The organism is Rhizobium sp. BK196 (genome assembly GCF_014193255.1).
Lineage (GTDB): Bacteria > Pseudomonadota > Alphaproteobacteria > Rhizobiales > Rhizobiaceae > Rhizobium.
Map to the genome: position 1 here is coordinate 780,546 of NZ_JACHZB010000001.1, position 23,150 is coordinate 803,695.

The following is a 23,150-nucleotide window of genomic DNA, read 5'->3' on the forward strand; positions in this document are numbered from 1 at the left end:
CGCAGCGCAGGTGAAAATCTTGCCCCTCATTCCCCTCTCCCTCTTCGGAGAGCCGGACCATGCCCATACCTGAAAACCACGGGCCAGGAGGCGGCTGCGAGTCTCCTGCCCCTCGCGGGACAAGATGGCCGGCAGGCCGATAAGGGGCGGTCCAAAAGGCCGCCCCTTACCTTCAAAACCTTACTTGCCCGGCTTGTACCAGCTGTCGAGGCCCTTCTGGAGCTTTTCGGCAGCAGCGGCCGGGGTGTCCGTGCCGTTAATGACGTTAGCCGATTCAACCCAGGTCTCGTTTTCGAGATTCGGCGTACCGCGCGACAGGATCTGATAGGTCGAGCGCACGGTCGACTTATACGGGCCGCGCCAGGAAACGAATTCCTGAGCCAGCGGATCGCTCATCTTGACCGGGTTGGAGTTCAGGCTGAAGAAGCCCGGAAGTGCGTTCGCATAGATGTCTGCGAATTCCGGCGAAGCAACCCAGGTGAGGAACTTCTTGGCTTCTTCCTGGTGCGTGCTCTTGGCGTTCAGCGCAACGCCGATATCCGGATGGTCGGAAATGTAGCCCTGGTCGCCGGCCTTCGGAACCGGCGGCGGGAAGGCGCCCATCTTGAACTGAGCCTGCGTGTTGAACAGCGCGATTTCCCACGAACCTGCCGGGTAGATGGCGGCGCGGCCGAGCGTGAAGAGGTTCTGGCTATCGGAGTAGGTCTGGGCTTCGAAACCGTCACCGAGGTAGGGTTTCCACCTGGCAAGGTCTTCGAAGGGCTTGACCCAGGCGGGATCGGTCAGCTTCTGCTTGCCGGCGATCAGCGCTAGGCGGCCCTCTTCACCCTTCCAGTAGTTCGGACCGATGTTCTGGTAGCCCATGGTTGCGGCTTCCCAGAGATCCTTCGTGCCCATGGCGAGCGGAATATAGGTACCGTCAGCCTTGATCTTGTCGAGGGCTGCGAAGAATTCGTCTTCCGTCTTCGGCACAGCGATGCCGAGCTTATCGAAGGCATCCTTGTTGTAGATGAAGCCGTGAATGACCGAAGCCATCGGCACGCAGAAGGTCGACTTGCCGTCGTCCGTAGACCAGGCAGCCTTGGCGACCGGCGAGAAGTTTTCCATGCCGGACAGGCTGGTGATGTCGACGAGCTGCTTCTTGTTGAAGAGTTCGAGTGAGGCATCGAACGGGCGGCAGGTGATGATGTCTCCTGCAGAACCTGCATCGAGCTTGGCATTCAGCGAAGCGTTGTATTCAGTCGGAGCGGTCGGCGAGAAGACGATCTTGATGCCCGGGTTCTTGGCTTCGAAAGCCGGGATGATCTTTTCCTGCCAGATCTGCAGGTCGTCGTTACGCCAGCTTTCGACGGTGAGCGTCACGTCGGCGGCATGAACGAGGCCGGCTGACGACAGCAGGCTGGAGGCAAGCAGCAAGCTTTTCAGAGCAGTGTTTTTCATTTCCCTCTCCTGTTTTGAGCGCCACTGGGCGCTGTTTTCGGTCTGAAACAAGCGGTTGGCGTGCCTGAGGAAACACCCAACGCCCCTTTTTGGAGCCGCCAAGACTGGCGGCCCTGAAGCTCTGCCGACACGAAGGACGCTAGCCTCCGGCCGAACGGTGCGCCCTCCCGATACGCTGAACCGGGCGCTTGGAAATAAGGGGAAACTTGGAAAGATACCGCACGCCTCCGCGAGCCATTCCGGCTCCAGCGATCACCGTCTGCACCTTTCTCGAAACCTGGCCGGCACTATTTTTATTTGCCGGTTTTCACATGCCTCGATACGCCGTTCCCTTTTCCGGAATTAAGGCCAAAAAAATACCAATTGTCCAGCCAAAATTAACTTCTGGACGATGGAAAGTTCATAAAAAATTTTTATTATTAAAAATCAACGGGTTAAAAACTGACAATTTCCTAATCATTTCTGCTTGGTAAATGGTATTTTTTTGGTATTGTATTAAAAAACATAAGGGAACAGCGTATCCGGAGGTCCGATGACGGAACTTGCAATCGGTATAGATGGCGGCGGAACAAGCTGTCGGGCCGCAGTCGTGGACAGAATGGGCAAGGTCATCGGCCACGGCAAAGCCGGCCCTGCCAATATCCTTTCCGATCTGGAAAACTCTCTCGTCAATATCGTCGAATCCGCTCGCCAGGCGCTGCGTGATGCCGGATTTGAAAATGAAACCATTTCAACCGTCTCGGCAGTGGTCGGCGTTGCCGGCGCCAATGTCGGCGATTACGGCAACCGGATCGAAAAGGCCCTGCCCTTCAAGAACGGCCAGGTCGTCACCGATGCCTTGATTTCGCTGCAGGGGGCGCTCGGCGATGCCGATGGCATTGTCGGCGCTTTCGGAACAGGCTCGGTCTATAATGCGCGCCGGAACGGCAAGTTGCACGGGATCGGCGGCTGGGGCTCGATCGTCGGCGATCAGGCAAGCGGTGCCAGGCTTGGCCGCGATCTCCTGGAAAAATCCCTGCTTGCCTATGACAAGGTCCGCCTCGCCTCGCCGCTGACCGATAAGCTGATGACCGAATACGGCAACGATCCGGAACGCGTCGTCGAATTCGCCCATACGGCCCGGCCGACAGACTTCGCCCGTTATGCGCCTATGGTCTTCGAAGGCGCTCAGGCCGGCGATGCGACGGCGATCGAGATCATCAAGGATGCGGCGCGTGCCATCGACGAAAGCCTCGACGCACTGTCATGGCCGGAATGCCCGTCCATCTGCCTGCTTGGCGGCCTGGCCAAAGCCTATCATCCCTGGCTTGCCGATCGGCATAAGGCGCTTCTCGCAGAGCCAAAAGCCGATGCGCTGCAGGGCGCCGTGGACCTTGCCCTAAAACTTCTGAACGAACGGCAGAGAGGTGCGGCATGACCGACGATCTCGCCTCCATTCTGTCCCCCGAACGCCTGCAGGCCGGCGGCACCGGTCCGCTCTATGTGAAGCTGCGCCGCACGCTGGAAGACGCTGTCCGTACCGGCACGCTCGCGCACGGCGATGCCCTGCCCCCGGAACGCGATATTGCCGAATTTGCCGCCGTCAGCCGCGTCACCGTTCGTAAGGCGATCGACGAGCTCGTGGCCGACGGCCTGCTCGTGCGCCGCCACGGATCCGGCACCTTCGTCGCAAAGCCGGTTTCGAAAGTCGAACAGCGCCTGTCGCAGCTCACCTCCTTCACCGAGGACATGGCACGCCGCGGCATGTCCTCGCGCTCCGAATGGCTGCACAAGGGCATCCACACGCCGTCACCCGACGAGATGATGATCCTCGGCCTCGGCACGGACATCAAGGTTTCGCGCCTGTCGCGCCTGCGCATCGCCGACGACCAACCCCTGGCGATCGAACATGCAAGCGTATCGGGCGAATTCCTGCCTGACCCCTCTGCTGTCGCCAATTCGCTCTATGCCGAGCTGGAGCGGCTCGGCGTGCGCCCCGTCCGCGCCGTGCAACGCATATCCGCGACCAACATGAAGGAAGCCGACGCTCAACTGCTCGGTGTGCCCGTCGGCCAGGCCGGACTTTCCATCGAGCGTATTTCCTATCTCGGCTCTGGCCGCGCAGTGGAATTCACTCGCTCGCTTTATCGCGGCGACGCCTATGACTTCGTTGCCGAACTGACGATCGGCGCGACCTGATTTTTCTTCCAATTCAAAAAGATAAAGCCGGAAAGTGAATCACTTCCCGGCTTCATCGTTCATTGAATCAACGACTGAGCACGCCACCTCAAGCGATAGAAAAGACTCCGCAATCAGGCAGCGTCTTCGATCTCTTCATCAGTCTTGCGCGGCACGTAGTTGAGCACCGGTCCGAGCCAACGCTCGACCTCGGTGACATCCATGCCCTTGCGCTTGGCATAGTCTTCGACCTGATCGCGCTCCACCTTGGCGACGCCGAAATAGTAGGAGCCCGGGTGGCCGATATAGATGCCGGATACTGACGAGCCGGGCCACATCGCATAGCTCTCGGTCAGCTTCACACCAGCGGTGTTTTCTGCGTCGAGAAGACCGAACAAAGTCTTTTTCTCAGTGTGATCAGGCTGGGCGGGATAGCCGGGTGCCGGGCGGATGCCGGCATAGGCCTCGGTAATGAGATCCTCGTTGGAGAGATGCTCGTCCTTGGCATAGCCCCAATATTCGCGCCGGACGCGCTCATGCATGCATTCGGCGAAAGCTTCGGCGAAGCGGTCGGCTAGCGCCTTCACCAGGATCGAGGAATAGTCGTCATTCGAGCGCTCGAAGCGCTCGGCGATGGCGATCTCCTCAAAACCGGCGGTTACCACGAAGCCGCCGACATAGTCCTGCACGCCGCTGTTCACAGGCGCGACGAAGTCCGACAACGCCACGTTCGGACGGCCATCGCGTTTCGAAAGCTGCTGGCGCAGCGTGTAGAACGTTGCCAACTCTTGCCTGCGGGCATCGTCCTTGAAGAGGCGGATATCGTCGCCGACGGTACCGGCCGGCCAGAAGCCGATGACGGCACGGGGACGGAACCACTTCTCGTCGATGATCTTCTTCAGCATCGCCTGGGCGTCAGCCCAGAGAGCCCGCGCAGCTTCGCCTTGCTTCTCGTCTTCGAGGATCGCCGGGTAGCGCCCCCGCAACTCCCAGGTCTGGAAGAACGGCGTCCAGTCGATGTACTTGGCAAGTTCGGCCAGATCGTAGTCCTCGAACACCTTGGTTCCGAGGAAGCTCGGCTTGGTCGGCTTATAGGCTGCCCAGTCGACCTTCTGTGCGTTCTCGCGGGCGCGGGCGAGCGGCAGACGCACCTTTTCGGCTTCGCTGCGCGCATGGGCAGCAGCGACCTTGGCATATTCCGCCCTGATATCGTCGATATAACCCTGACGAGTGTCCGGCGACAGCAGCGAGGAGACGACGCCAACGGCGCGGCTGGCATCCGTCACGTAAATCGACTGACCCTTGTTATAGCCGGGATGGATCTTGACGGCCGTATGCACGCGGCTGGTCGTTGCCCCGCCGATCAGCAGGGGAATATCGAAGCCCTGTCGCTCCATTTCGGCCGCTACATGCACCATCTCGTCGAGCGACGGCGTGATGAGGCCGGAGAGACCGATGACATCGACCTTCTCGGCGACAGCCGTCTCGAGGATCTTCGTTGCCGGCACCATGACGCCGAGATCGATGATCTCGTAATTGTTGCAGGCAAGCACGACGCCGACGATGTTCTTGCCGATATCGTGCACGTCGCCCTTGACGGTCGCCATCAGGATCTTGCCGGCAGACTTGCGTTCCTCGCCGCCATTCTGACGCTTCTCCTCCTCCATGTAAGGAAGGAGCACGGCAACGGCCTGCTTCATGACGCGGGCGGACTTGACCACCTGCGGCAGGAACATCTTGCCCGAACCGAAGAGGTCGCCGACGACGTTCATGCCGGCCATCAGCGGACCTTCAATGACATGCAGCGGCCGCGCAGCCTGTTGGCGGGCTTCCTCGGTATCGGCTTCGATATATTCGGTGATACCGTTGACCAGCGCATGTTCGAGACGCTTCTCGACGCTCCATTCGCGCCAGGAGAGATCCTGCACCTTACCTTCCTTGGCGGCGGCGCCGCGGAAGCGTTCGGCAACCTCGAGCAACCGTTCGGTCGCGTCGGCGCGACGGTTCAGCACGACGTCTTCGCAGGCCTCGCGCAGTTCCGGATCGATCTGGTCATAGACGGCCAGTTGGCCGGCATTGACGATGCCCATGTCCATGCCCGCCTGGATGGCGTGGTAGAGGAACACGGCATGCATCGCCTCGCGCACCGGCTCGTTGCCGCGGAAGGAGAAGGAAAGGTTCGAGACGCCGCCGGAGATATGGACGAGCGGCATGGTCTTGCGGATCGTGCGCGTCGCCTCGATGAAGTCGACACCGTAGTTGTTGTGTTCCTCGATGCCGGTCGCGACGGCGAAGATGTTCGGGTCGAAGATGATGTCCTCGGGCGGGAAACCGACCTTCTCGGTGAGCAGCTTGTAGGCGCGCGTGCAGATCTCGACCTTGCGTTCGTAGCTGTCCGCCTGCCCTGTCTCGTCGAAGGCCATGACGACGACTGCCGCGCCGTAATTGTGCAGCAGACGCGCCTGGGCGAGGAAATTCTCCTCGCCTTCCTTGAGTGAGATCGAGTTGACGATCGCCTTGCCCTGAACGCGCTTCAGGCCGGATTCGATGATCGAGAACTTCGACGAGTCGATCATCACAGGCACGCGAGCGATATCCGGCTCGGCGGCGATCAGGTTCAGGAACTCGACCATCGCCTTTTCGGAATCGATCAGGCCTTCGTCCATGTTGATGTCGATCACCTGCGCGCCGTTTTCGACCTGGTCGCGGGCGACATCGAGCGCTGCCGTGAAATCGGCATTGGTGATCAGCTTGCGGAACTTGGCCGAACCGGTGACGTTGGTGCGCTCGCCAACATTGACGAAGGGAATGTCCTTGGTCAGCTCGAAGGGCTCGAGGCCCGACAGCGACATGAAGGGACGATGCTCAGGGACCGGCCGCGGCTTATACTTCGCCACAGTCTCCGCAATCATCCTGATATGTTCGGGCGTCGAGCCGCAGCAGCCGCCGACGATGTTGACGAGGCCTTCGCGGGCAAAGCTGTCGATCTGCGCCGCCATCAGTTCCGGCGTTTCGTCATACTGGCCAAACTCGTTCGGCAGCCCGGCATTCGGATAGGCGCAGATGAAGGTATCGGCAACGCCCGAAAGCTCCTGCAGATGCGGGCGCATCGCATTGGCGCCGAGCGCGCAGTTGAGGCCGATCGTGAATGGGTTGGCATGGCGCACCGAGTTCCAGAAGGCGCTCGGCGTCTGGCCGGACAACGTGCGGCCCGAGAGATCGGTGATCGTGCCGGAGATCATGACAGGCAGGCGGATGCCCTTCGCCTCGAAACGCTCCTCGCAGGCAAAGATCGCAGCCTTGGCATTCAGCGTATCGAAAATCGTCTCGATCAGGATGATATCAGCGCCGCCATCGATCAGGCCATCGATCTGCTCGGCATAGGCATCACGCAGATCGTCAAAGGTGACGGCGCGGAAACCAGGATTGTTGACGTCGGGCGAGATCGAAGCCGTGCGGTTCGTCGGACCGATGGCGCCGGCAACGAAGCGGCGCTTGCCGTCCTCGCGCTCTGCACGCTGGGCTGCCCGGCGCACGATCTCCGCACCTTCCTTGTTCAGCGCATAGACCTCACCTTCCATCTGGTAATCGGCCTGCGCGATGCGGGTCGAGGAGAAGGTATTGGTCTCAAGAATATCGGCGCCGGCCTTGGCGTATTTGTAATGGATTTCTTCAATGGCGTCCGGCTGCGACAGGATCAGCAGGTCGTTATTGCCCTTCTGATGGCAGGCACAGCCGATGAAACGCGAACCGCGGAAATGGTCTTCATCGAAGCCCAAACCCTGGATCTGCGTGCCCATGGCACCGTCAAGGACGAGAATGCGTTCGCTGGCTGCCTTCTTCAGCGCCGCGAATACTTCACTGCCATCACGCTTGCCCCCTTCGGGGCCAAAGAGATTATCGAACACGGGAAGGCTCCTTGATATCACAAGATCGGAAACGACCAATCACATAAAGATATCTTTATGTCAACATATGCCTGTTACTTTAGGGACATTACGAGCCTTGGCGGATGACAGACTCGCACGACCTCTATATAGGCGTTTTCCTAAAGGCATTGTGCACGAATTCGGAGGAGTATCATGGCACCTGCACTCGGCAACTGGTCCACCCGTGCCTATCATCGCGGCTGGCTGCTTTCGCAGGCCAACGGTCTCTTCGATTTCTTCCAGCACAATTCCATCAATCCCAAAGGCGGCTTCTACGACCTCGACGACGCCGGCAAGCCGCTCAATGCCGAAGGCCAGGTACGTCCACTCCATATTGCCTCGCGCGCCGTCCACTGCTTCTCGATCGGCACACTGCTCGGCCGCCCCGGTGCCGCAGATGTCGTCGATCACGGCATGAACTACATCTGGAACCAGCATCGTGACCGCAAGAACGGCGGTTACTTCTGGTCGCTCAACAACAACGGTCCCGTCGATTCCAACAAGCAGGGCTACGGTCACGCTTTCGTCCTGCTCGCCGCCTCATCGGCCAAAACGATCGGCCATCCGCTCGCCGATGGCATGCTCGCCGATATCACCGAGGTCCTGAACACGAAGTTCTGGGAAACCAAATTCGGTGCTATCGCCGAAGAGTTCACCGCGGACTGGCAACCGCTCGATGGCGGCACCTATCGCGGCCAGAATTCCAATATGCATCTCACCGAAGCGTTGATGGCCGCCTTCGAGGCGACCGGTGACCGCGACTACCTCACCAAGGCCGAAAGCATCGCCGATCTCGTCATCCGCCGTTCGGCCGGTTCCGTCGACTGGCGCGTCGCCGAGCATTTCGATGCCGAATGGAACCTCGATAAGGATTACTATCATCCGAACGAAATGTTCCGCCCCGCCGGCACGACGCCGGGCCACTGGCTGGAATGGACTCGCCTGATCCTGCAGCTCTGGGCGCTCGGGGGCAGGAAGATCGACTGGATGCCGGATGCGGCCAAGGCCCTCTTCGAGCAATCCATGGCTCTCGGCTGGGACAATGATAAGGGCGGCTTCTTCTATACGCTCGACTGGGCCGACAAGCCGGCCAAGCGCAACAAGCTCTGGTGGCCGGCCTGCGAGGGTGCTGCCGCCGCGCACTTCCTCAACGAGCACCTGCCGAGCGACTATCATGAAGAATGCTACCGCAAGATCTGGAACGTGATCGAGCGCAGCTTCATAGACCATGAGAATGGCGGCTGGCACGAGGAACTGACGGAAGACCTCGTTCCCTCGCACTCGCTCTTCCCCGGCAAGGGCGACATCTACCACGCCCTGCAGGCCTGCCTTATCCCGCTCTTCCCAGCGACGGGCAGCCTGACCAAGGGGATCATTGAAGCCGGCGGCAAGCTCTGAGGCGAAAGCCTCAGTAGCCAGGCATGGCCGGCGGCGCTGCGTTCGGATTCTGCTGGAACCACTGCACTTCCGCGCTGGTATCGTCGAGTTGATCCTGAACGTCACGCTGCTCTCTGCGGATGCGGCGCATATCGTCTTCGAGATCGTCCATCCGGCGGCGGATATCGCGCCGGTCTGCATCCGGCGCATCCTTGAGCTTGCGCGACAGGTCGTCGATCTCGGCTTCCTTCGATCCGTAGTCGCTTTGAAGCGAACTCAGACGCGACTGCTGTGAATTCTGGCGATTGCCGAGCATGTAGCCACGCAGAAAACCGGGCGCTGTCTCCGGCGGGCAGACATTGGAATAGCCGTGACCCGCCTGCCCGTGCATCAAGCCGCTCATCGGCGTGCAATAGCGCACCAAGCCTGCCTGATAACCCTGATACCAGATCGTCTGGTCGGGAACGATCTTCACCCGCTCGCAGGATTTGGCATGCGCGGCAAAACGCTCCTGCGGCTCGTATCCGGCAGCGCCGTCGGATTCACCGATCACCCGCCAGTCGGCGGCGACGCATTCTTCCTTCGAGAGCGTATTGCAGGAAGCGAGGAAAAGACTGAAACCAATTGCAAGAAAGGCAAAGAGCAAACGTAACATGATGTCCCGGCAGCAAGTCACTAAACCGGGCGCACCTTATCGTTACGACATGCGACCGTCACCGGGAACGGATCGCGATCTTGGGTTTTTTGTGGCTTCTATTTGTCAAAAATGCGGCAGAGTCATCTAAGCCGCAGGCTTTCGAGATCCTTTGCCAGGATCAGTGCCAGCGCCTCGACCGCGAGATTGTGGTCGTCGCGCTGCGGCAGGCCGGATACGGTGACGGCGCCGATGCAGCCCGTGCCTCTGACATTGATCGGGAAACTACCGCCATGCGGAGCATAATCCGCCGGCGAGAGCCCGTTATCTTCAACCGTCTTGCCTTCCTTCTGCAGCTTGAGGCCGGAAGCGTAGCTGCTGCGGAAATAGCGGGACACCATATTGCGCTTGCGCCGCACCCAATTGACGTTGTCAGGCGTCACACCAGGCAAGGCCGCGTAGAAGACCGGCATGGAATGCAGCGTGATATCGATCGCGATGCCGAGGCCGCGTTCGGTGGCGAGCTCCTGCAACAGCTTGCCGAGCTGCCATGCAGTCGTCAGATCGAAGGCATCGAAGCTCAACGCCTTTTCCTGTTCCGCAATCCGGATCAGATCCTCGTCGATCGACATGGCACGGCTCTCCTCTCAGCGTGATGATCGGCAGTGACCATTCTCACGCGAGGGGGAAAAGTAAAGTCAAAACTTGGGCCTGTGCACCATCAAGAGCTTCGATGTGATGCTCAGCCGATCGCTCGGCTTGGTGCAAAACCGCTCATCGCGCCCATGAAATGTTTCGGCAGCGGCGAGGCATAGGAGCCGCGCTTGCTGGTCGAAAGACCGAGCGACACGAGCGCTTCCGCCTGCTTGACGGCCGCCGCCACCCCATCGATGACGGGCACGCCATAGTGCTCTTGAAGCTCGCGCGCCAGATCGGTCATGCCGGCGCAGCCAAGCACGATTGCCTCTGCGCCATCCTCCGAAAGCGCTCTCTCAATTTCCGCCTTCAGCTTGCCGATCGCCCCTGAGGCTTCATCCTCCAGCTCCAGCACCGGAATATCCGATGCCCTCACCTTCGCGCGACTACCCATGCCATAACGGCGCACGAGATTGTCGATCAGCACGCGGGACCGCTCCAGTGTCGTCACCACCGTAAAGCGCTGAGCGAGGAAGCCCGCTGTAGCGACAGCGGATTCGCAGAGCCCGAGAACGGGCACGTCAGCGAAGGTGCGTGCCGCATCAAGCCCGGTATCGTCGAAGCAGGCGACGATCGCCGCATCGTATCCTGCCTCCTGCCGCTCCTTCAGCTCCGTCAGCAGACCAGGGATGGCAAGCGCCCCGTCATAATGCCCCTCGATGGAAACTGGCCCCATGCGCGAGGTCGCGGCGACGATCTCGGTGCCGGCCGCGGCGACCGCACGCGCGGCGGCGGCCGCCTTCTCAGTCATGGAAGCGGTCGTATTGGGATTGACGATCAATATGCGCATGTCAGCGGGTCTTTGCCTGCCGCCGGCCGAGCATCGCCATGATGCCGAGCGCGACGAGAATGATGGTGAAGGAGAAAAGCGTCGTGACCGTGCCGAGCGCATAGAGGACCGGCGTCGTCACGTTCGTGGTCATACCGTAGATTTCAAGCGGCAGCGTGTTGTAGGTGCCCGACGTCATCAGCGTGCGGGCAAATTCATCATAGGAAAGCGTGAAGCCGAAGAGGCCGACGCCGATGAGACTGGGTGCAATCATCGGCAGAACGACATGGCGGAAGGTTTGCCATGACGTCGCGCCGAGATCGCGCGCGGCCTCCTCGTATGCCGGCGAGAAGCGGTTGAAGACAGCAAACATGATCAGCACGCCGAAGGGCAGCGTCCAGGTCAGATGCGCGCCGAAGGCCGAGGAATACCAGGCAGGCCTAAGCCCGCCCTGCTGGAAGACGACGCCGATGCCGAGCGAGATGATGATCGACGGTACGACGAGGCTCGCGACCGTCGCATAAAACAGCACCGACGAGCCGCGGAACCGCCGGCGGAAGGCAAAGCCCGCCATCAGCGAGACGACCACGGTCACCACCATCACCATCAGCCCGAGAATGAAGGAGCGTTGGAAGGAGGCGCCGAAATCGCCGACGGCCTGCTTTTCAAAGAGATTGAAGAACCAGTGCGTCGAAACACCATTCAGCGGGAAGGTCAAACCGCCATCCGGCCCCTGGAAGGAGAGAATGACGATCGCCGAAAGCGGCCCATAGAGAAAGAGCACGAAAAGGCAGAAGAAGGCGGCAAGGACGTAGAATTCGAGGGAGCGTTTTTCGCGGTACATCCTAAAGCTCCTTGCGGATATCGACGACGCGCAGGATCGCCGCGACCATCATCAGCACCACCACCAGCAGCACGACGGCATTGGCGGCGGCGGCTGGATATTGCAGCAGCGACATCTGGTTCTTCATCATCAGAGCCACCGAGGCGCTCTGCCCCCCCGACATAACCTGCACGGTGGAGAAGTCAGCCATGACCAGCGTGACGACGAAGATCGTGCCGATCGCTATGCCGGGCTTGGCAAGCGGGATGACCACATTCCACAAAACCTGCCTGCCGGAAGCACCGGCATCGCGCGCCGCTTCAAAGAGCGAACGGTCGATGCGCATCAGCGTGTTGAAGATCGGTGTCACCATGAAGAGCGTGTAGAGATGCACCATCGCGAGTACCACGGCGAAATCCGAATAGAGCAGCCATTCCACCGGCTGCGGTACGATGCCCATCTGTACCAGCGCCGAATTGACGAGACCGTTGCGGCCGAGCACTGGGATCCACGAGATCATGCGGATGATGTTCGATGTCATGAAGGGCACGGTGCAGACGAGGAAGAGGATCATCTGCGTGGAGGTCTTGCGGATATGGAAGGCCAGGAAATAGGCGACCCAGAAGCCGATGAAGAGCGTCAGGGCCCAGACAATCACGGTGAATTTCAGCGTGTTGAGATAGGTCTTCCAGGTCACCCATGAGCCGAGCGTGTCGGTATAGTTCATGGTCAGGAAGTCGGGATAGAGACCGGCGAAATCATAGTCCCAGAAGCTGACGATAGCGATCATCGCGATCGGCAGGATGAAGAAGAAGCCGAGGATGGCGATCAGCGGCGTGGCCTGCAGATAGGAGATCGCCCATGGCGCAAGCCGGAAGGCGCGTTTGGGCGTCTCCGCGGCCGGTATCGTCTGCTCTGAAGCGATCGTGGCCATGCCTGGTCCTTTCCTTCATCGAGGTGAGAAAGGAGAGGTCGATGAAGACCCCTCCCCAACCCTCCCCACAAGGGAGAGGGAGAACGGTGCCGCACCCTCGACAAGTTCCCTCCCCCTTGTGGGGAGGGTTAGGGAGGGGAAAGCCGTGGATACTTAAGCCGCGATGAATTCGTTCCAACGGCGGACCATGTAGCGGTCCTCGTCCATGACGGAGTTCCAGCACGCCACATGACCCATGCGCTCTTCGAACGAACCGCCATCGCGAACAGCGCCAGCCTTTTCCATGACCTTGCCTTCGGGCGAGAGGATATCGCCCTGTGCCGGCTTACCTTCGATCCAGTAGCCCCATTCGTCTGCAGTCATGAAGTTCTTGGCCGTATCCATGCAAGCGGAGTAGTAGCCCTGACGGTTGAGGTAGCCGCCGACCCAGCCCGACGTATACCAGTTGATGTATTCATAGGCCGCGTCGAGCTGCGCGCCCTTGAGGTGCGCAGCGAGGCCGAGACCGCCACCCCATGAACGATAGCCTTCCTTGAGCGGCTGATATTTGCAGGCAATGCCCTTGGAGCGGACGGCGGCGACGGCCGGCGACCACATGGACTGGATAACGACTTCGCCCGACGCCATCAGGTTGACCGACTCGTCGAAGCTCTTCCAGAAGGCGCGGAATTGGCCGTCGTGCTTTGCCTTGATCAGGAACTCGATCGTCTTGTCGATCTCCGCCTTGGTCATGTTGCCCTTGTCGGCATATTTGATGTTGCCCAGAGCTTCCATGATCATCGCGGCATCCATGATGCCGATCGACGGGATGTTGAGGATCGAGGTCTTGCCCTTGAACTTCGGATCCATGATGTCAGCCCAGGTGGTGATCTCGCGGCCGACGAGGTCGGGGCGAATGCCGAGCGTATCGGCATTGTAGATCGTTGGCATCATGGTGAAGAGCTCAGTCTCCCCCTTGGCGAAAGTCTTGGCATCCTTGCTTTCGACATAGCCAACGGTGTGCGGCGCCGTGCCCTGGGCAATGACGCTGTCTGGCTTCAGCTTGCCGTTCTTGAAGAGCGGCACGACCTTGTCGTAGTACTTCAGCTTCTTCACATCCATCGGCTGGATGACACCGGCCGGATAGACCTTTTTCAGGATCCAGTATTCGATATCGGCGATATCGTAGCTGTCGGGCTGGGTGACCGCGCGCTGGGCAGCGGCGTCGGAATCCGTCGCGGTCATCTCAAGTGTGATGCCGAGGTCCTGCTTGCACTTCTCGGCGATCGCGTTGATGTTCGAAACGCCGGTGCCGAACTGGCGAAGCGTGATGTTGGACTGCGCCCAGATCGTCGGGAAGCCGGTGATGGCGCCCGAGCCGGCGATGGCGCCGACGGCGGCGGCACCGGTCTTCAGAAGCGAGCGGCGGGAAATTCCCTTTTCCGCCTTGGTGGTTTTCGTTTCAGTCGTCATGGCAGTTCCCCTTTTTTAGTAGTGAAGTTCATGCGGAAACGCGGCCAAGGAGGACAGCATCCTCCGGAGCCCAACTCAAAGACACCGCATCGCCGACCGAAACCGGGCTGGCGAAGTAATCGCTGTCGCTTGCGATGACGGTGAAATCGTCGCTGCCAGCTCCGAAGACGGTGATCTTCACCGAGGAGCCGCGATATTCGATATTGGAGACGATGCCGTTGAAGCCGAGGGTCCATTCGGTCGCCACCTGAAGGCGTACGCGGTCGGTGCGGATGCCGATATCGATCGGCTCGCCGACCTCCCTGCCCATCCCGCGCACGGAAAAACTCTGCCCTTCCGGCACCGTCATCACGATCACGCCGTTCTCGCTCGAGGTGACCCGGCCGGAGAGCACGTTATGATCGCCCATGAAGCGCGCGACGAAGGCAGTCGCCGGCTTCTCGAAGACCTGCCGCGGAGAGGCCGCCTGCTCGATCTTCCCGTCATTCATGATGACGATGATGTCGGCGAGCGCCATCGCCTCTTCCTGGCTGTGCGTCACATGCACGAAGGTGATGCCGAGCGTTTTTTGCAGTTTCTTCAGCTCCGCGCGCATGCGGATCTTCAGGAAAGGGTCGAGTGCAGACAGCGGCTCGTCGAGCAGCAATGCTTCCGGATCGGTGATCAAGGCACGCGCCAGAGCGACGCGCTGCTGTTGACCGCCGGAAAGCTGCGCCGGCCGCCTGGTGGCATAGGCCTCCATCTGCATCAGTTTCAGCATCTCCAGCGCCTTGGCGCGACGTTCGTCCTTGTCGACACCTTTCATCTTCAAGCTAAAGGCCACGTTGTCGACGAGATCGAGATGCGGAAACAGCGCATAGGATTGGAACATCATCGCCGTGCCGCGCTTTGCCGGCGGAAAATCGGTGACAACGACATTGCCGAGACGGATATCGCCCGATGAAATCGTTTCGTGACCCGCGATCATGCGCAGGGTCGAAGTCTTGCCGCAGCCCGAGGGGCCGAGGAAGCAACAATAGGAACCGGCCGGAATCTTGAGGCTGATGGCATGAACCGCCGTGGTCGCGCCGTAGACCTTCGAAACGGATGCTATATCGATCTCTGCCGCTTTCGACATCGTGTCTTCCCCTGTTCGAGAAAGACAATGCATCTGCCGTGCCAATTTGGTGAGCGCATCCTAAGTTCTTGCAAATTATGAATTTTTAATAGCATCATCGGGACTGACGAAATTTCTGGCACTTTTCACACTGCACACAAAATGGGCTTTCGTCCTCAATTCGTGCAGAAAATCGTATACAATTTGACCTCTATTTTGAGCGCAAATTCCATTTAACTTTCCAGACGAAGGCGGCTATTGTTTGCTGACATCAAGGAAACCGATTTCATGAAATCCGCCGCCAGCGCCATGAGCCAAGACGACATCAGGGATACGGGCGTCCCGCAGATCCGCGATGCAATCAGGGACGCCATCGTCGAGCGACGCCTGTCACCTGGCACGAAACTATCGGAAAGCGACGTCGGTAATCTCTTCAATGTCAGTCGCACGCTGGCCCGCGCTGCCCTCCAGGCACTTTCTTACGAAGGTCTCGTCAGCGTCGAGAAGAACCGCGGCGCTTTCGTCGCCTATCCTTCCCCCGACGAAGCCCGGCAGATCTTTGCCGCCCGGAGGCTCGTCGAGCCCGGCATTCTGCGGGAAGCGGTGGCCCACATCACGCCATCCGATATCCAGCACTTGAAGCAATTGCTTTTGGAAGAAGGCCGGCTGATGGCTGAGCGCGGTCAGACGGCAAGACGAGCCGAGATAAAGGCCTCGGGCGATTTCCATCTGACGCTCGCCGCCATCTCGGGCAATGCGATCATGCAGCGCTTCATGGAAGAACTCGTCGCCCGCTCATCCCTGGTGATCGCGCTCTACGGGCAATCGACCGTATCGAGCTGCGGCCATGCCGAACACGGGGATATCATCGAAGCGATCGAAAGCGGGGAACTTGATCGCGCCTGCCATCTGATGCTTCACCATATTGCCCATATCGAGGCTGATCTCGATCTGCGCGAACGCAAGAGCGTTGGGCTGAAAGAAGCATTCGAACTCTGAAAACTCAGTGATGCGGTGATGGGATGTCGGCGGCGCGGCTGATCTCCTCCACACTCATCACCTGGCTGGAACGCAACTTCACCTTGCCATCGGTGCCAACAAGTACCAGCCCGAATTCGCCGCTCTGTGGCCCTTGAAGCTCATCGCGCAGCTCGTCTGCATCAAGGTCCTTGCCATCCTCGAACATGGAGAATGCGCCGCCGCCGGCGATCGTGAAGACATCGATATTGTCTTCGATCAGCCGCATCTGCGACTTGCGCAGCAATTCGTCCTGAACGATTGGCCTATCGTCCTCGGCGTCAGCAAAGACGATGAGGACATTCTTTTCGCCGAGGAACTGTTCCAGCGATCGCGGCAGGTGAGCCTCCTGAACGCCCGTTCCCATAATTTCGTGTAGAATGGATCTCAACATGGTGCTCATCCTTCTCTGCCTGTTTCAACGGCTGGAAATGAGCAGGGTTCCACAGAAGGATGGGGAATGGGATCGCGGCCAGCGCCGCGATCCTGAAAGCTCTATTCGCGCGGTTCGGCTTCGGATGCGCGCGTCGAAAGAGCGGCGATGTCAGGCGTACCATTGGCAAGAAGGCGCTTGCGCACCAGAACGCGCATGACGCGCGCCGCCGTGGAGAAAGTCATCTGGTCTAGCGGTCCCTCGCCTTCCCAGGGCTTGGTCAGCCGTTCGGTGACAGCGCCGACGATATTGGCCGGGACGATATCGGTGCATTCGCGCATAGCTTCGAAAACGAAGCTGATGGGAATAACCCTGCCTTCATGGGTGACAATCGGCTCCGTCAGTTCGCTGTCCCATTCCTCGTACGCATAAAGCGCCTCACGGAACAGCTGTTGCAGGGTGAACGGGGCATGTCCGTTGTGAAGTGGCGGCAGTGCATTCATCATGTCTGTCTCCTCTGATGGATTTAGCCAGCTTCCTCAAGACCCGGCCCGGATCGACGCGAAAACGAGAGCTCGACTCCTCCCTCGGACCAGATACACGATTCATTTTATAGAGTAACACAGGCGTGATAAAGCCATTTCTGACCGCCTTGTCTGCAGGCACCTTCTAAACGATTGAAATTCATTGATACTTGCCGGTATTTTTTTGCTTTCGGCGCCGGTTAAAACGGCGTTTCGCCTCTAAGACGGCATCGACGGGGCGGATTTGGAACCTTTAGCGCGCTAGGCGGTTTTGCCTCGGCAAGCAGTCTGGGGAGATCCGCAATGACGCAAATTCACCAACCTGAACGACGCAGCCGCACCCTGCGCGGCCGCCCCTATAGTCTTCAGGAATTCGCCGCCAAATATGGCCTCAAGAAAGAGCAGGCCGAAAGCCTTTTTACCCGCTTCGGTCCGTCTTCCGTCGAGTTGGACTTGCTGATGGCGGCCAAGCGCCGTCCGCCTGTTCTGCCCGATCATATTCACGAGTAGGACAGGACCGTGAACGGTAAAGACAAAATCCGCAAAGACGCCGAAGGACAGTTCGCGCGTTCGCGAGAGGGCCGCCGCAACAGCGGCGTCTCCAGCGCCAAGCCGCGCGACATTACCCATTCCGATGATGCTACCATCCATCGCAAACCGCCCGGCCAGAAGTCGCGAAAAGACTGGAACGTTAACCACGACGAGGCCCACAGCGAGCGGTCACGCTCTGAATGACCGCCCTCTCTGAAGGCAAAATTTCACCGAATATGTCGGGAACACACGTCGGGTGAAATCGTTCTTACACTGAGCATGGCAAGAGGTCATGCCAGCCCATCGAAATGCCGGCACAATGCCGGATTCATCTACAAGATAGGCGTGAGGTATCGTGTTCAGCGGTAGGCCTATCATGTCGATTCCATGGGATAAGATCGGCTCAAGAAGGATGAAATGATGAGCAACACCTCCCGGCATGACTGGATATGCAAGCGGGCCTACGCGCTTTGGGAAGCGGAAGGCAGACCGCATGGCCGCGACGCTGAGCATTGGCTTCAGGCAACGGCGGAGCGTGACAGGCTGGAACAAACGCGCGCCTCCGCTGACGGCAACGAGGTTCTCGTCAAATTCCGGCCGAAAGTTCCAGAATCTCGCGAGCCCACCGTCCAGATCAGTCAACGCCACAGGCTCCCCCGAGCGGTATGAAGAGGCGAGCTAGTCCAAGCGTATCCGGAAACGGGCGGAAAAATCGCCTTCCCACCACATTGGGAAATTGGTTCCCCACTTGTTATTATGCAGGTTGAAGCGGATTCCTGCTTCAAAATCCGGCAGCTCCTTACAGAACGTCATGAAATCCCAGCTCTGCGGCGAAACCAGCGGCGTGTCGAGGGGCTCGATGAAGAGCGTTCCGGCATCCGCAAGGTCGCCGCAGACAGCGGAGACGGCCTGCAGCTGCGCGCCGCCGGATCTGGCGAAACTGCCGGACCGGTGCCATAATCCCATTTTCCTGAAAGCCCAGTCCTTTGCGCCCTCGGGTGTGAACGACAGGAAACTCGCCTCCGGCATGCGGTTGGCCGGCTTGTCGCGCAGCGAGAGGCGCAATTGCAGGGTACGGCCATCACTCGAAAACTCCACGGCGAGCTGGCGTGGCGCCCCAAACCGCTCGACGGCTTCCGCTGGCATGGACAAGAGAAGCCCGTCGCTGCCCGCACGTTCCAGTCTCGGCACGAAAACCTTCGAAAGCGCCGCACCCGAGCGGCCAAGCCCAGGCTTGTCGTGATCGAGCACTGCCCATTCCTGCCGATGCGTCAGATAGCTGTCCATATGTCTGGCGACATCGGCGGCGTCGTAGCTCTCATAGCGATAGGCGATCAGCGAACCGTTGCGACCGGCAATCCTGCGCCCCAGCGGCGAAGTCACCGCAGCAACATCGCCCGTCACCTCATCGAGCTCGATCGACCAGTCACTGGCACCAAGGCGGGTCTCCCTGCTCGCGCTGCCGACGAGCGCCGGCGCGAAGAGTTCTGCGAGCACCGCCTGCGCCTGCTGCTGGTCGTCGGCATCGAGTTCGGCGACAGCCTGGTCGATATAGCCGCGTTGCTCGTCCCACGACGCCTCGGTATAGGCGAAACGGTAATCCCCTTTGCGGGCCGCTTCAAAATCAGCTTTTGCCCAGGCCTTGTCGTCGCGCAGATAGGATTTGATATCCACCCCGCAGGTATGCTCCGCCACCATGGCGAGCCCGCGGCCGAAAGCGAGCCTGCGCCGATTGAGTCCCTCGCCCGCGAAGCGGTCATAGAGCCGCTGCAGGGCCAGAAATTTCGCCATCTTCAATGGGTCGGTGGCGCTACCATGAATCCAGCTGTCTCCCAACTCCAGCTCCAGCACCGGAAAACGCTCGCGCTTCTCCCAGAGGATCGCACCATAGTCCTCCAGCGTCGCGGCGCGGATGCCCGCTTCAGGCGCGAGGCGGCGCATGTCGCGATAGGCTTCCGCCGTCTGCGGCACGCGCTGCGGGCCGATATTGTCCTGCGTATGTGCAAAGCTCAGCCCGTCGTCGAAACCTTCGGGGAAATAGGTTTCGCCATAGGAGCGCTGGTACATGACGACGACTTCAGCACCCTCAGGCGCGCGCCAGCGGAAGATGTCAGGCACATCTGGCGGCGGCGAGGCCGTATTGACGCCGAGATGCAGGAAGCGGATGCCGGCTTCGGCAAGCAGCGGCACCATGCCGAGCGTGTGACCCGGAACATCGGTCATCTTCGCCGCAATCGTCTGCTTGCCAAAGCGGCGGTCGAGCTCCTGCGAATAGGAAAGACCCGCTCGGAACAGGTCCGGTGACATCAGCTCCGTATGGGTGGTGAAAGGCAGCCCGTGCCAGCGGATGAGCCCGCGCTCGATTGCCTGTTCCAGTGCCGCGACCTCGGCAGGCGAACGCGAATTCAGATGATCCCAGATCAGCCACGCACCTGTTGTCCAGATGAACTTCGGTTGTTCAGGATTTTCGGCATAGAAATGCGCGCCGGTCTCGATCGCCTGCGGAATGAAGCGCTCGTGATATTGCCGGCGAACCTTCTCCGCATGGTCGGTGAAACCGATATCGAGATGGGTCTTGAAGACCAGGTGCACGCGCTTTTCCGTCATCTGCATCCCGCTAGATCAGTTCTGCCATCGCAAGCAGCTTTCATGAGACGCAACGCAAATGATTTTGCGCTCGACACGAAATCCCGATCCTCTCCCAATATGGCACAATGGCATTTTGTGTAACCGTTTCCACAAACAGCTTTTCGCTTCATGGTAACGATCCGTCAAGCATATTTGCTTGAGTGATCCAGAATACGCTGGATATTTCGCCGAGCTGGTCTTTGCCTATCTTGCTTCCGACAGGCAACACAACTTAAGTGACGACAAAATGTGAAAGCGTGTTCACTCACCATTAACCTGACCGGCCAAGGTGGTTCACGCGCGATACACCTCTCATCTTGCTGCTTTACACGACGAAGCCAGGACTTCCGCTAATGGCCCCCATGATCGAAATCGCCGTTCATGTTCCACGTTCCGATAGGGCGAACGAATTCCCTCCCCCACGCGAGATTCCGCCGGGAGGTTTTGACACGACAATACCCAGGCGGGCCGCTTTTCCGGCGGTTGCGCGGCATCAAGATGCACCGCGACCTCTCCGGCGCGCACTCGTCGATCGCGGCGACTCCGATTCCAAGGAAGAAATGCGTGACTGACGTAACGATAAAGGAGCGATTATTTCTCTTCGCAGAGCGTCCGGTGAACCTCTGTCCAGAACAAGGCAAGCAACGTATCGCCGCTTCGTTCGGCAACGAGCGCGCGGATCAGCGCCTCGGAGCCAGCCATGTCCTGCCAGCTCGATCTCAGCCCTTTGGCTGCCTGATGGCATTCGGCGATATCGAACGTTCTCTTGCTGTCCATCTGGAGCCTCCCCGGAAAAGGCGCTAACAGACGGATCTGGAAAAGTCATTCCCCGCATATGTGGGGATGCCTTGTATTTTTGACATTCCTCGCGGTAGGATTGAACGGTTTGAGACAGGCGGCACGATGACGGAAAACAGTTATTCCCAAAAGTTCGAACCCGTTTTCGAACAGATCAAGGCTGCGGTCAATGTCGATGCTTCCATCCGCATCTTCCAGGCGGAGTATGCCGTCGACTATGTCACCTATCACCTCGCTCAGACCATAGCGGCAAAGATCGACGCCCCTTTCGTGCGCACCACCTATCCGGATGCCTGGGTCTCGCGCTACCTGCTCAACAGCTATGTGAAGGTCGATCCGATCGTCAAACAGGGCTTCGAGCGCCAGCTGCCCTTCGACTGGAGCGAGGTGGAGCCGACGCCGGAAGCCTATGCCATGCTCGTCGATGCCCAGAAGCACGGGATCGGCGGCAACGGCTATTCCATCCCCGTTGCCGACAAGGCTCAACGCCGCGCGCTGCTGTCGATCAATGCCCGCATGCCGGTCGATGATTGGACCGCTATGGTCAAGCTCTATCGCAATGAATGGATCGAGCTCGCCCATGTCATCCATCGGAAGGCAATCTACGAGCTTCACGGCGAGAACGACCCGGTACCGACGCTTTCTCCGCGCGAAATCGAATGTCTGCATTGGACGGCACTCGGCAAGGACTACAAGGATATCGCCGTCATCCTCGGCATTTCCGAGCATACGACCCGCGATTATCTGAAAACCGCCCGCTTCAAACTCGGCTGCGCCACCATTTCCGCGGCCGCCTCGCGGGCCGTGCAGCTGCGCATCATCAATCCCTAAATTTTTCGTCCCGGCCGGACCGAAACCTCCGCTGGCTAAACGTCGGGCGTACCGGAAGGTATGGCCTTCTCTGATCTTTGCACCTTGACGAAACCCGCTCCGCGGCATGCTTCAAGCTGCCTGGAAAAGGCCCTGATGGATCCCCCCATATGCGGGGGCTCATCTGTAGGCACCCATATGAGGGAATTTCCGACACCGCCGTCCTGAACCATTCTGCCTTCACGAACCAAACACGCTGGAGGGCAAAATGTTCGTTATCATTCAGGCACATGAGTATCAGAAATACGCTTTCATACTCGACCAGATGTTCCGTCTGCGCAAGAAAGTCTTTGCCGATACTCTTGGCTGGAACGTTCCGGTAATCGGCCCCTTCGAGCGCGACAGCTATGACTCGCTATGCCCGGCCTATCTCGTCTGGTGCGACGAAACCCGCACCCGCCTTTACGGGGGCATGCGCCTGATGCCGACGACCGGACCGACCCTCCTCTACGATGTCTTCCGCGAAACCTTCCCGCAGGCAGCCGATCTCGTCGCCCCCGGCATCTGGGAGGGCACCCGCATGTGCATCGACGAGGAAGCAATCTCCGACAATTTTCCCGATATCGACTCCGGCCGCGCCTTCTCCATGCTGCTGCTGGCGCTTTGCGAATGCGCCCTCGATCACGGCATCCACACCATGATCTCCAACTACGAACCCCACCTGAAACGCGTCTACAAGCGCGCCGGCGCCGAGGTCGAGGAACTCGGCCGCGCCGATGGCTACGGCAAATATCCGGTCTGCTGCGGCGCCTTTGAAGTTTCCGAGCGTGTGCTCACCAAGATGCGCGCATCCCTCGGCATCGATACCCCCCTCTATACCCGCTACGTCCCGACGCGTTCCGTCGTGACCCAATTCCTGGAGATGGCAGCATGAACCGCGTGAACGAAACCACAGTGCAGAAAGATATCGGTGCGTTGGAACGACATATCCTCGCATCCCGCGATATTGCCACGCAGATGGGAGACCCCTTCCTCTCCTATCTCCTTTCGATGGCTCTTTTCACGATCTATGAGAAGAAGGCGCATCAGGAAAACGATCTGCTGAAGAGCAGCTACAACTAGAGCAATTCGAGCAAAAGTGCTTGAGCATTTTGCGTCCGGA

At 59.4% G+C, this 23,150-nt stretch carries 23 protein-coding genes; 10 read left to right on the forward strand and 13 right to left on the reverse strand.

What is annotated here, in order from left to right:
* Nucleotides 1-180 precede the first annotated feature (180 nt).
* Entirely contained in the window at nt 181-1,440 is a 1,260-nt protein-coding gene (locus FHT78_RS04100; RefSeq protein WP_183740893.1) for an ABC transporter substrate-binding protein, read from the reverse strand.
* A 532-nt stretch (nt 1,441-1,972) separates the two neighbouring features.
* On the opposite strand from FHT78_RS04100, the gene FHT78_RS04105 reads away from it, so the two are divergent.
* Nucleotides 1,973-2,857, forward strand: coding sequence for an N-acetylglucosamine kinase (locus FHT78_RS04105; RefSeq protein ID WP_183740896.1), 885 nt, complete (start codon nt 1,973-1,975; stop codon nt 2,855-2,857).
* Nucleotides 2,854-3,618: a GntR family transcriptional regulator gene (locus FHT78_RS04110; protein ID WP_183740899.1), complete on the forward strand. Its 765-nt coding sequence runs from the start codon at nt 2,854-2,856 to the stop codon at nt 3,616-3,618. The genes FHT78_RS04105 and FHT78_RS04110 overlap by 4 nt, the downstream gene beginning before the upstream one ends.
* Nucleotides 3,619-3,731: 113 nt before the next feature.
* On the opposite strand, the gene metH is transcribed toward FHT78_RS04110, so the two are convergent.
* On the reverse strand, nt 3,732-7,505 hold the full coding sequence (gene metH / locus FHT78_RS04115; RefSeq protein WP_183740901.1) for a methionine synthase: 3,774 nt from the start codon (nt 7,503-7,505) through the stop codon (nt 3,732-3,734).
* Between the two features lie 174 nt (nt 7,506-7,679).
* Between metH and FHT78_RS04120 the strand changes: the two genes are divergently transcribed.
* Complete coding sequence (locus FHT78_RS04120; protein WP_183740903.1) at nt 7,680-8,924, forward strand: AGE family epimerase/isomerase; 1,245 nt, start codon at nt 7,680-7,682, stop codon at nt 8,922-8,924.
* Between the two features lie 10 nt (nt 8,925-8,934).
* Here FHT78_RS04120 and FHT78_RS04125 read toward each other — a convergent pair whose 3' ends face one another.
* The 7 genes from FHT78_RS04125 to FHT78_RS04155 all read right to left on the reverse strand — a co-directional run bounded on the left by FHT78_RS04125 (nt 8,935) and on the right by FHT78_RS04155 (nt 15,328).
* Complete coding sequence (locus FHT78_RS04125; RefSeq protein WP_183740906.1) at nt 8,935-9,558, reverse strand: DUF2799 domain-containing protein; 624 nt, start codon at nt 9,556-9,558, stop codon at nt 8,935-8,937.
* Between the two features lie 122 nt (nt 9,559-9,680).
* The gene (locus tag FHT78_RS04130) at nt 9,681-10,169 is read right to left on the reverse strand and encodes a heme-degrading domain-containing protein (RefSeq protein WP_183740909.1); all 489 of its coding nucleotides are present in this window, start codon (nt 10,167-10,169) and stop codon (nt 9,681-9,683) included.
* Nucleotides 10,170-10,279: 110 nt separating this feature from the next.
* Nucleotides 10,280-11,023: an aspartate/glutamate racemase family protein gene (locus FHT78_RS04135; RefSeq protein ID WP_183740912.1), complete on the reverse strand. Its 744-nt coding sequence runs from the start codon at nt 11,021-11,023 to the stop codon at nt 10,280-10,282.
* Between the two features lies 1 nt (nt 11,024).
* On the reverse strand, nt 11,025-11,846 hold the full coding sequence (locus FHT78_RS04140; RefSeq protein WP_183740914.1) for an ABC transporter permease: 822 nt from the start codon (nt 11,844-11,846) through the stop codon (nt 11,025-11,027).
* 1 nt (nt 11,847) lies between these two features.
* Nucleotides 11,848-12,759 carry an ABC transporter permease gene (locus FHT78_RS04145; RefSeq protein WP_183740918.1) on the reverse strand — a complete coding sequence of 304 codons (912 nt, stop codon included), beginning with the start codon at nt 12,757-12,759 and terminating at the stop codon, nt 11,848-11,850.
* A 153-nt stretch (nt 12,760-12,912) separates the two neighbouring features.
* Complete coding sequence (locus tag FHT78_RS04150) at nt 12,913-14,211, reverse strand: PotD/PotF family extracellular solute-binding protein (protein ID WP_183740921.1); 1,299 nt, start codon at nt 14,209-14,211, stop codon at nt 12,913-12,915.
* A gap of 28 nt (nt 14,212-14,239) precedes the next feature.
* Nucleotides 14,240-15,328, reverse strand: a complete 1,089-nt coding sequence (locus tag FHT78_RS04155) for an ABC transporter ATP-binding protein (RefSeq protein ID WP_183740924.1) — start codon at nt 15,326-15,328, stop codon at nt 14,240-14,242.
* 267 nt (nt 15,329-15,595) lie between these two features.
* Here FHT78_RS04155 and FHT78_RS04160 point away from each other — a divergent pair, with 267 nt between their 5' ends.
* Nucleotides 15,596-16,306 (forward strand): GntR family transcriptional regulator, encoded by a 711-nt coding sequence (locus tag FHT78_RS04160; RefSeq protein ID WP_183740928.1) that lies wholly within the window; start codon nt 15,596-15,598, stop codon nt 16,304-16,306.
* A gap of 4 nt (nt 16,307-16,310) precedes the next feature.
* On the opposite strand, the gene FHT78_RS04165 is transcribed toward FHT78_RS04160, so the two are convergent.
* Nucleotides 16,311-16,718, reverse strand: a complete 408-nt coding sequence (locus FHT78_RS04165) for a DUF4174 domain-containing protein (RefSeq protein ID WP_183740931.1) — start codon at nt 16,716-16,718, stop codon at nt 16,311-16,313.
* 101 nt (nt 16,719-16,819) lie between these two features.
* Nucleotides 16,820-17,203, reverse strand: coding sequence for a hypothetical protein (locus FHT78_RS04170; protein WP_112564635.1), 384 nt, complete (start codon nt 17,201-17,203; stop codon nt 16,820-16,822).
* 321 nt (nt 17,204-17,524) lie between these two features.
* On the opposite strand from FHT78_RS04170, the gene FHT78_RS04175 reads away from it, so the two are divergent.
* The 3 genes from FHT78_RS04175 to FHT78_RS04185 all read left to right on the forward strand — a co-directional run bounded on the left by FHT78_RS04175 (nt 17,525) and on the right by FHT78_RS04185 (nt 18,421).
* Nucleotides 17,525-17,731 carry a hypothetical protein gene (locus FHT78_RS04175; protein WP_183740935.1) on the forward strand — a complete coding sequence of 69 codons (207 nt, stop codon included), beginning with the start codon at nt 17,525-17,527 and terminating at the stop codon, nt 17,729-17,731.
* 9 nt (nt 17,732-17,740) lie between these two features.
* A complete protein-coding gene (locus FHT78_RS04180) occupies nt 17,741-17,956 on the forward strand; it encodes a hypothetical protein (RefSeq protein WP_348644705.1) in 216 nt (71 codons plus the stop codon).
* A 216-nt stretch (nt 17,957-18,172) separates the two neighbouring features.
* Entirely contained in the window at nt 18,173-18,421 is a 249-nt protein-coding gene (locus tag FHT78_RS04185) for a DUF2934 domain-containing protein (protein WP_183741840.1), read from the forward strand.
* A gap of 9 nt (nt 18,422-18,430) precedes the next feature.
* On the opposite strand, the gene FHT78_RS04190 is transcribed toward FHT78_RS04185, so the two are convergent.
* Together FHT78_RS04190 and FHT78_RS04195 are read right to left on the reverse strand one after the other, a co-directional pair.
* The gene (locus FHT78_RS04190) at nt 18,431-20,359 is read right to left on the reverse strand and encodes a DUF5054 domain-containing protein (RefSeq protein ID WP_183740937.1); all 1,929 of its coding nucleotides are present in this window, start codon (nt 20,357-20,359) and stop codon (nt 18,431-18,433) included.
* A 612-nt stretch (nt 20,360-20,971) separates the two neighbouring features.
* A complete protein-coding gene (locus tag FHT78_RS04195; protein ID WP_183740940.1) occupies nt 20,972-21,157 on the reverse strand; it encodes a hypothetical protein in 186 nt (61 codons plus the stop codon).
* A gap of 126 nt (nt 21,158-21,283) precedes the next feature.
* On the opposite strand from FHT78_RS04195, the gene FHT78_RS04200 reads away from it, so the two are divergent.
* The 3 genes from FHT78_RS04200 to FHT78_RS04210 all read left to right on the forward strand — a co-directional run bounded on the left by FHT78_RS04200 (nt 21,284) and on the right by FHT78_RS04210 (nt 23,110).
* Nucleotides 21,284-22,009 carry a LuxR family transcriptional regulator gene (locus FHT78_RS04200; protein WP_183740943.1) on the forward strand — a complete coding sequence of 242 codons (726 nt, stop codon included), beginning with the start codon at nt 21,284-21,286 and terminating at the stop codon, nt 22,007-22,009.
* A 247-nt stretch (nt 22,010-22,256) separates the two neighbouring features.
* Nucleotides 22,257-22,922, forward strand: coding sequence for an acyl-homoserine-lactone synthase (locus tag FHT78_RS04205; RefSeq protein ID WP_183740945.1), 666 nt, complete (start codon nt 22,257-22,259; stop codon nt 22,920-22,922).
* On the forward strand, nt 22,919-23,110 hold the full coding sequence (locus tag FHT78_RS04210; protein ID WP_183740948.1) for a hypothetical protein: 192 nt from the start codon (nt 22,919-22,921) through the stop codon (nt 23,108-23,110). Before FHT78_RS04205 ends, FHT78_RS04210 begins: the two co-directional genes overlap by 4 nt.
* Nucleotides 23,111-23,150: the final 40 nt, after the last annotated feature.

What these genes read in the sequence shown, in the direction of transcription:
- FHT78_RS04100 (WP_183740893.1), bottom strand. Translation starts at nt 1,440, where the DNA reads ATGAAAAACACTGCTCTGAAAAGCTTGCTGCTTGCCTCCAGCCTGCTG.
- FHT78_RS04105 (WP_183740896.1), top strand. Translation starts at nt 1,973, where the DNA reads ATGACGGAACTTGCAATCGGTATAGATGGCGGCGGAACAAGCTGTCGG.
- FHT78_RS04110 (WP_183740899.1), top strand. Translation starts at nt 2,854, where the DNA reads ATGACCGACGATCTCGCCTCCATTCTGTCCCCCGAACGCCTGCAGGCC.
- FHT78_RS04120 (WP_183740903.1), top strand. Translation starts at nt 7,680, where the DNA reads ATGGCACCTGCACTCGGCAACTGGTCCACCCGTGCCTATCATCGCGGC.
- FHT78_RS04125 (WP_183740906.1), bottom strand. Translation starts at nt 9,558, where the DNA reads ATGTTACGTTTGCTCTTTGCCTTTCTTGCAATTGGTTTCAGTCTTTTC.
- FHT78_RS04130 (WP_183740909.1), bottom strand. Translation starts at nt 10,169, where the DNA reads ATGTCGATCGACGAGGATCTGATCCGGATTGCGGAACAGGAAAAGGCG.
- FHT78_RS04135 (WP_183740912.1), bottom strand. Translation starts at nt 11,023, where the DNA reads ATGCGCATATTGATCGTCAATCCCAATACGACCGCTTCCATGACTGAG.
- FHT78_RS04140 (WP_183740914.1), bottom strand. Translation starts at nt 11,846, where the DNA reads ATGTACCGCGAAAAACGCTCCCTCGAATTCTACGTCCTTGCCGCCTTC.
- FHT78_RS04145 (WP_183740918.1), bottom strand. Translation starts at nt 12,759, where the DNA reads ATGGCCACGATCGCTTCAGAGCAGACGATACCGGCCGCGGAGACGCCC.
- FHT78_RS04150 (WP_183740921.1), bottom strand. Translation starts at nt 14,211, where the DNA reads ATGACGACTGAAACGAAAACCACCAAGGCGGAAAAGGGAATTTCCCGC.
- FHT78_RS04155 (WP_183740924.1), bottom strand. Translation starts at nt 15,328, where the DNA reads ATGTCGAAAGCGGCAGAGATCGATATAGCATCCGTTTCGAAGGTCTAC.
- FHT78_RS04160 (WP_183740928.1), top strand. Translation starts at nt 15,596, where the DNA reads ATGAAATCCGCCGCCAGCGCCATGAGCCAAGACGACATCAGGGATACG.
- FHT78_RS04165 (WP_183740931.1), bottom strand. Translation starts at nt 16,718, where the DNA reads ATGTTGAGATCCATTCTACACGAAATTATGGGAACGGGCGTTCAGGAG.
- FHT78_RS04170 (WP_112564635.1), bottom strand. Translation starts at nt 17,203, where the DNA reads ATGATGAATGCACTGCCGCCACTTCACAACGGACATGCCCCGTTCACC.
- FHT78_RS04175 (WP_183740935.1), top strand. Translation starts at nt 17,525, where the DNA reads ATGACGCAAATTCACCAACCTGAACGACGCAGCCGCACCCTGCGCGGC.
- FHT78_RS04185 (WP_183741840.1), top strand. Translation starts at nt 18,173, where the DNA reads ATGAGCAACACCTCCCGGCATGACTGGATATGCAAGCGGGCCTACGCG.
- FHT78_RS04190 (WP_183740937.1), bottom strand. Translation starts at nt 20,359, where the DNA reads ATGACGGAAAAGCGCGTGCACCTGGTCTTCAAGACCCATCTCGATATC.
- FHT78_RS04195 (WP_183740940.1), bottom strand. Translation starts at nt 21,157, where the DNA reads ATGGACAGCAAGAGAACGTTCGATATCGCCGAATGCCATCAGGCAGCC.
- FHT78_RS04200 (WP_183740943.1), top strand. Translation starts at nt 21,284, where the DNA reads ATGACGGAAAACAGTTATTCCCAAAAGTTCGAACCCGTTTTCGAACAG.
- FHT78_RS04205 (WP_183740945.1), top strand. Translation starts at nt 22,257, where the DNA reads ATGTTCGTTATCATTCAGGCACATGAGTATCAGAAATACGCTTTCATA.
- FHT78_RS04210 (WP_183740948.1), top strand. Translation starts at nt 22,919, where the DNA reads ATGAACCGCGTGAACGAAACCACAGTGCAGAAAGATATCGGTGCGTTG.